5 protein-coding genes are annotated in these 6,364 nt (G+C 59.7%); 4 read left to right on the top strand and 1 reads right to left on the bottom strand.

What is annotated here, in order from left to right; all coding sequences use genetic code 11:
* A partial coding sequence (locus GA615_RS07445; protein WP_201750127.1) for a type I restriction endonuclease occupies positions 1 to 558 on the bottom strand: 558 nt, incomplete at its 3' end.
* Positions 559 to 854: 296 nt separating this feature from the next.
* Between GA615_RS07445 and GA615_RS07440 the strand changes: the two genes are divergently transcribed.
* The 4 genes from GA615_RS07440 (at position 855) to GA615_RS07425 (ending at position 6,338) form a co-directional block, all read left to right on the top strand.
* Complete coding sequence (locus GA615_RS07440; protein WP_152050641.1) at positions 855 to 2,519, top strand: Hsp70 family protein; 1,665 nt, start codon at positions 855 to 857, stop codon at positions 2,517 to 2,519.
* Positions 2,520 to 2,578: 59 nt separating this feature from the next.
* Entirely contained in the window at positions 2,579 to 3,232 is a 654-nt protein-coding gene (locus tag GA615_RS07435; protein WP_152050640.1) for a hypothetical protein, read from the top strand.
* 64 nt (positions 3,233 to 3,296) lie between these two features.
* Entirely contained in the window at positions 3,297 to 5,411 is a 2,115-nt protein-coding gene (locus tag GA615_RS07430; protein WP_152050639.1) for an Hsp70 family protein, read from the top strand.
* A 6-nt stretch (positions 5,412 to 5,417) separates the two neighbouring features.
* On the top strand, positions 5,418 to 6,338 hold the full coding sequence (locus tag GA615_RS07425; RefSeq protein ID WP_152050638.1) for an FHA domain-containing protein: 921 nt from the start codon (positions 5,418 to 5,420) through the stop codon (positions 6,336 to 6,338).
* Positions 6,339 to 6,364: the final 26 nt, after the last annotated feature.

Raw genomic sequence — 6,364 nt, 5'->3', positions numbered from 1 at the left:
CTGAGAGTTCAATTCATTCGCCAGAAGTCCACGGATCTGTTTCTTGTATTTTAGTTCACTCGCATTGCATAGAATATTGTTCAGGTCAAACGATTGCTTTGAGAACTTTTTAATTTCTTCGACAATTTTTGTGTCAAGGCTTAGCATGGAGAACTCAAAAAATGGATGCGAATCCATTTTGTTGGGTGCTTCAATGTCCGTGTAAAATTGATATTCGATGCCATCTGTGAGAACCGCAAATCTCGCGTCTGTTGTCGTGAAATATCTGAATAACTGCGATGCGTGGTTGATGCTTAATTTAGAGCCGGCCGACTTGCACTCGATCAAGATTGCGGGCTTTCCATCTCTCATTATTACATAATCGACCTTTTCTCCCTTTTTCGTTCCTACGTCCGCAATGAACTCTGGAACCACTTCGGTCGGATCGAAGACATTGTATCCAAGAGCGTTGATCAAAGGGAGAACCAAAGCATTTTTTGTTGCTTCTTCGGTAGCGAGATGAACACGATGCGCAGGGATTCGTGCAGCAATTTGTGCAAGGTGATCAATGAGGTCCATGGTCTAACCTTAATTAGAATGGGAAGTTGGGCGAAATTCTCCACAACTGCTATGATGGATTTTCTCACACGGATCGAGTACGATCAAGAACTGATCCCCATCAAAGATGGACTGTGTGGATTGATGGCAGCAGCGACAAGTCTTTAGACGGTTTGAACGCTTCTACTGCGACGTCGCGGGACATCTACTAAAATAGGAGAACGAACGCGGCGAATATTCCAAAATTGGGCTTCGATCATTTCCTCCGTGATTCCTCAGAATTTCCCATTGCTCTTGCAGAATGAGGAGTATGCGCCGTGAGTGAGCCGATGAAACGGGTCTACGGGATCGACCTGGGGACGACCTATTCGGCCATCGCCTATGTCGATGAGCACGGCAAACCCGTGATCGTGCCGAACCAGGAGAGCGAGCGGATCACGCCGTCGGTGGTCCTGTTCGATGGTGACGCGATTATCGTGGGCAATACGGCGAAGGAGTCGGCGAAGGTCGAGCCGGATCGGGTGGTGAGCCGGGTCAAACAGCATATGGGCGACCCGCACTACGTGTTTGAGTACGAGGGGCAATCCTACAGCCCCGAGGATATCAGCTCGTTCATCCTGCGCAAGGTGGTCGGTGATGCCGAGGTCGCACTCGGTCTGGGAGATGACGAAAAAATCACTGATGTGGTGATCACCTGTCCGGCCTACTTCGGCACGGCGGAGCGCGAGGCCACGGCCAACGCAGGAACGCTGGCCGGCTTGAACGTCCGGGCCGTGCTGAACGAGCCGACGGCCGCGGCGATTGCCTATGGCCTGGAGCAAGAACGCGATCAGGTCGTTTTGGTGTACGACCTGGGCGGTGGCACGTTCGACGTGACCATGATCGAGATCAAGGATCGGTTGATCCGAGTCATTTGTACCGGCGGCGATCACCGACTCGGAGGGACGCTCTGGGATGAAGCGATCGTGATGTCTCTGGCCCATCAGTTCCGTGAGCAGACCGGTCTGGACAGCGACCCGATGGACGATTCCGAGGTCCTCAACGACCTGTTCCTTCAGGCCGAGCGGGGCAAGAAGACGCTCACACAGCGCGAAAAGGCACCGTTCCGGGTGACCCATTCGGGACAATCGGCCCGCGTCGAACTCGACCGGGGCACCTTTGAGGAGATTACCCGGCACCTCATGGATCGGACCCTGGAACTGACCCGAGAAATGCTCGCCGATGCCAGGGCCAAGGGATTCGAGTCGTTTGATTCGCTGATCCTGGTTGGTGGTGCCACGCGGATGCCCCAGGTGCATGATCGCCTGGTGGCCGAGTTCGGGATTGAGCCGATCAGCTTCGATCCGGACGAGGCGGTCGCCAAGGGGGCCGCGCTGTACGGCTTCAAGGAGTCGATCCAGCAACAGGTCGTCAATTACTTGCCAGGAACGGGGAGCGAGTCGGGAGCGTTTGATCCCTCGGCCGTCAGCGAGCAGGAGATGCAGGAGGCGCTCGACAAGATCGAGCAGGAAACCGGGTTCACCCTGACCGGGCCGGTTCGAGAACTAGTGAGCACCCAGATTGTCAACGTTCTGTCCAAGAGCCTCGGCGTCATTGCTCGCAACGATGAGGGACAGGATGTCGTCGTCTATCTCTTGCCGCGCAACGGTGAGGTGCCGATGGAGAACACTCAGGATTTCGGCACCGATCAGGCCAACCAGGCGGGGGTCGATATCCGGGTCATGGCCGGCGAGCGCGATAGCCCCGAGCCGGAGGATTGTCAGGAGGTTGGCGTCGCGCAACTGCATCTGCCCGAAGGGCTTCCCGCGAAGAGCCCGATCCGGGTGACCTTCGGCATTACGCGGGATGGCCGCTTGACCGTTTCGGCCAAGGACCTGACCGGGGGCGGGTCGATCGACGTGGAGTTCGAGACGGAAGCCGTGATGAGCGCCGAGGAAGTTGAGGAACGGTCGACAGCCCTTCGCTTAATGCAGGTGTCTTGATCGATTGAGTTCAAGAGACCCGATCGGGAGCGGAAGACACGACGGAGAGCGACCTGCCCATGACCAGCACGTTCGAGTTTGCCTGCCCCTCGTGCGCGGCTCCGGGAAAGGCTCGAAATGACTGGGCCGGTCGCTCGGTTCGTTGCAAGCACTGCAAGGCGGTCTTCGTGTTGCCGGAACCCGGCGAGGCCGCGGCCAATGCCTACGAGCTGGCGGAACTCCCCGATCGTGAGACGGCTCCCGTGGCCCTGGCTCCCCGTTCCGAGGGAAATCCTTCGACGTTCACGCCCTCTTATCGAGAGGGCTCCCTGGAACAGGTCCCGGTCGATCGGTTCCGGCCGGTTCCGAGGAAACCGGTTAACCCTCGAGAAGACATCCAGGAGTGGAGCAGCGACGTACGGGTTCGGGTGCTCGTGGGCCTTCTGGTCGTCGGCCTGGTGCTCGCGGCGGTCACGTTTGCCATTCCCGGATTCCGGGGTTGGGGAGGGATGGCCCTCGTCGTCATGGGGTTGGTCTTGACGGCGATCGGCTACTTCGTGGGGGCCTACGCAGCCTTCTGCGAAGACTTCCTTCATGGGATGTTGTATCTGTTTATTCCTATTTATACGGGTTATTATCTGGTGACGCGATTTGACGATCTCTGGCCGTTCTTTGCGGGATCAACGCTTGGGTTTGTCATCTTCTTGATGGGAACACAGGCGCTGCAAGTTTAGGGAGCCTTTTGAGGTTCAGGCCGATTGGCGTGGCGGGATCGGGGTCGATTGCGGAGTTGATGACATGAGCGCCTTTGTCGGAATCGACCTGGGAACGACTAATTCCGTCGTCGCGCGACGCAACGCCTATGGCAGACCGGAAGTGATCCCGAATCGAGACGGAGCGACCATCACTCCCTCTGTCCTTTACTTTGGGACCGATCCTCCGAGCATTGGGCAGGAAGCGAAGGAATACGCTCGACTCGGCGACGATCAGATCGCCAGTTTCTTCAAGCCGCAAATGGGCAATCCGCTGTTCTCCCTTCGCTTCGGGGACCGTGAATTCGGCGCGACGGAGCTTTCGGCCCTCATCCTGGCTCGCTTGAAGGAGGATGCCGAAGCGGTGATCGGCGAACCGGTCACCCAGGCCGTCATTACCGTTCCCGCCTACTTCGCCGATGCACAACGGAAGGCCACCATCGACGCCGGAGAACAGGCCGGGCTGGAGGTGATGGGGATTATCAACGAGCCGACCGCCGCGGCTCTTGCCTATGGCCTCCAGCGCAGCGGGGTCGAGGAAACGGTTCTGATTTATGACCTCGGCGGGGGAACCTTCGATGTGACCGTTGCCACGATCACCCCGGAGGAAATTGTCGTTCGAGCGACCGCGGGGGACCATGACCTCGGCGGAAAGAACTGGGATGACCGCATCGCCACGTTCCTGGCCGAGCGGTTTGAGGCGGAGACGGGGTTCGATCCCCTGGACGATCCGATCGCCCTGAATGAGGTCTTGGTGCGGAGTGAACAGGCAAAGTGGCAGCTGTCGGAACGGTCGGCGACTCGGGTCACGCTCCAACTCGGCGCCGAGCGTCGGAGTTTTGAGTTCACCCGAGATGAATTTGAAGGGATGACTTTCCCGTTGATGGATCGGACGAGGGCCTTGACCCAGGAGGCGATTCAGGCGGCCGGGCTGGGCTGGTCGGGCCTCGCGGGGGTCCTGCTCGTGGGTGGCTCGACGCGCATGCCGATGGTGCGGAAGTTTGTGACCGAGATGAGCGGCCAGCCTCCTCGGGCGGGCGTGAATGTCGATGAAGTGGTTGCGCTGGGAGCCGTGATCCAGGCGGCCATCCTTGCGGGAGACAAGAGCCCCGATGACGCTCGCCCTCGGTTCACCCTGGGAGGGACGACGACGGCCCCTCGCCCCACGTTGACCCTGCCGGGAGCCAAACGGATCAAGGATGTGATGTCGCACAGCCTGGGGACAGTAGCCATTAGCCCCGACGGCACACGATATGTCAACGATCTGGTCATTCCTCGGAACCTGCCGATTCCAGCCTGCGAGACGCGATCGTACCGGCTTGCCACGCACGGCGGCGCAAACGATCGGATGGAAGTGTACCTGACCCAGGGAGAAAGCCCCGATCCGCTGGATTGCACCATCCTGGGAAAATATGTTTTCACCGGAATTCAGGCGACCGATGCTGAGGTGGATGTGGAGGTTTCGCTCTCCTATGACCGCGATGGCGTGGTGCAGGTTTCGGGAGAGCAACGCGATACGCGACACGCCTTGACCGTGCATGTGGAACCGGTCCCGGATGATCTCTCATGGCTGGGGAGGCCTCCGGAGTCGCGGTCGGTCGAGGGTGATCCGTCACCCATCCGCATTTTCCTGCTGATTGACGTGTCTTCGAGCATGGCGGGTGAGCCCCTCGTTGAGGCGCAGGAGGCGGCTCGGGCCTTTCTGGACCGTTGCGATTTCACCCACACGGAAGTTGGCCTGATCTCCTTCTCGGATCAGGTGGATCTCCAGGCCGATGCCACCGACAATGCGCGTCGGGTACTGGCCGCGATCAATCGCCTGGTCGCAGAGGGGACGACGAATCTGACGGAAGCCATCGAACTGGCCCATGCCCATTTGACTGAGCTGGATCGGACCCGATACCTCGTCCTCTTGACCGATGGCTATCCGGATGCGCCGGAGTCGGCCGTGGAACAGGCCGACCTTGCCAAACAGGATGGGGTTGAAATTGTCGCAATCGGCACGGGAGAGGCCGATCTGGACTATCTTCGACGGCTGGCCAGCACCGAGGAAGGTTCAATGTTCGCTCGGCGTGGCGAACTGGTGCAGGCGTTCGGCCACATTGCCCGCGTGATCGCCGAGGGGGGGCGTTCCCTCCGCCTGATGGAACGAGACGGATAACCCTTAATGTCTCACGCAGCCGCCGCTGAGCCGCGATCGCTCACCCAGACCCTTCGCAGCAACGCCCGACAGGTCCACGCAATGGCCGTGGCCGGCGCGCTGGGCGCAGTGGTGGGTTTGTACTGCTATGTCGAATTGATTCGTCCGTTTGATCTGATTCGTCAAGTGGATCGTCTGTGGTGGCTGCGAAACCTGCTCGCGGGGGGGATGCTGGGGGGCACCATCGGATTCTTTCTGAATGCGGTAGACCCACTGCGGGATGGGGCTCCCCTGAAACTCGCCCGAGCGGCGACCTGGGGAGCGATCGCGGGAGCCCTGGGAGGGATGGTTGGCTTGGTCCTCGGCGAACTGGTGCTGGGAGGGCTGCGCGGGGGGCCGTTTGGGCGTGCCGTTGCCTGGGCGATTCTGGGGCTTGGGATCGGCTTGAGTCAGGGAATCGCGTCGCGATCTCGGCAACGACTCGGTTACGGACTGATCGGCGGGGGGCTGGGTGGACTGATCGGCGGATTTCTCTTCGAGGTGCTCCGTGAAGGGCTCGGGAACCGTTACGATCTGAGCCAGGGGCTGGGCGTGGCGATCCTGGGAGCCGGGCTGGGTGTTTTCCTGGCATTGGTGGAACAGGTGCTGAGACGATCGTGGGTCATGGTGCTCAATGGTCGTCAGGAAGGACGCACCTACCTGCTGGCGACATCAAGATCGCGAGTCGGGCTTGATGAACGAGCGGAAATCGGACTTTTCGGTGATGCTTCCATCACGAGACGTCACGCCGAGATTGAGCGGACCGCGGAGGGACATGTGCTTCGGAACCTGGATCCTCAGGGGCGAACGCGTCTGAACGGCAGGCCGGTTGCCGGTGAGGCTCGCCTGAGCGATGGGGACCGGATCGAGCTGGGTCGCACGGCTCTCTTGTTCCGAGCCCGGGGTTGAACTCAGCATGTCGAACTGCTCAGGGA

It is taken from the genome of Tautonia marina (genome assembly GCF_009177065.1).
Lineage (GTDB): Bacteria > Planctomycetota > Planctomycetia > Isosphaerales > Isosphaeraceae > Tautonia > Tautonia marina.
The sequence above is the reverse complement of the archived record's forward strand: the minus strand, read 5'-3'. Positions and strand labels throughout refer to the sequence as shown.

Coding starts and splice junctions, on each gene's coding strand:
- GA615_RS07435 (WP_152050640.1), top strand. CDS start 2,579: ATGACCAGCACGTTCGAGTTTGCCTGCCCCTCGTGCGCGGCTCCGGGA.
- GA615_RS07430 (WP_152050639.1), top strand. CDS start 3,297: ATGAGCGCCTTTGTCGGAATCGACCTGGGAACGACTAATTCCGTCGTC.
- GA615_RS07425 (WP_152050638.1), top strand. CDS start 5,418: ATGTCTCACGCAGCCGCCGCTGAGCCGCGATCGCTCACCCAGACCCTT.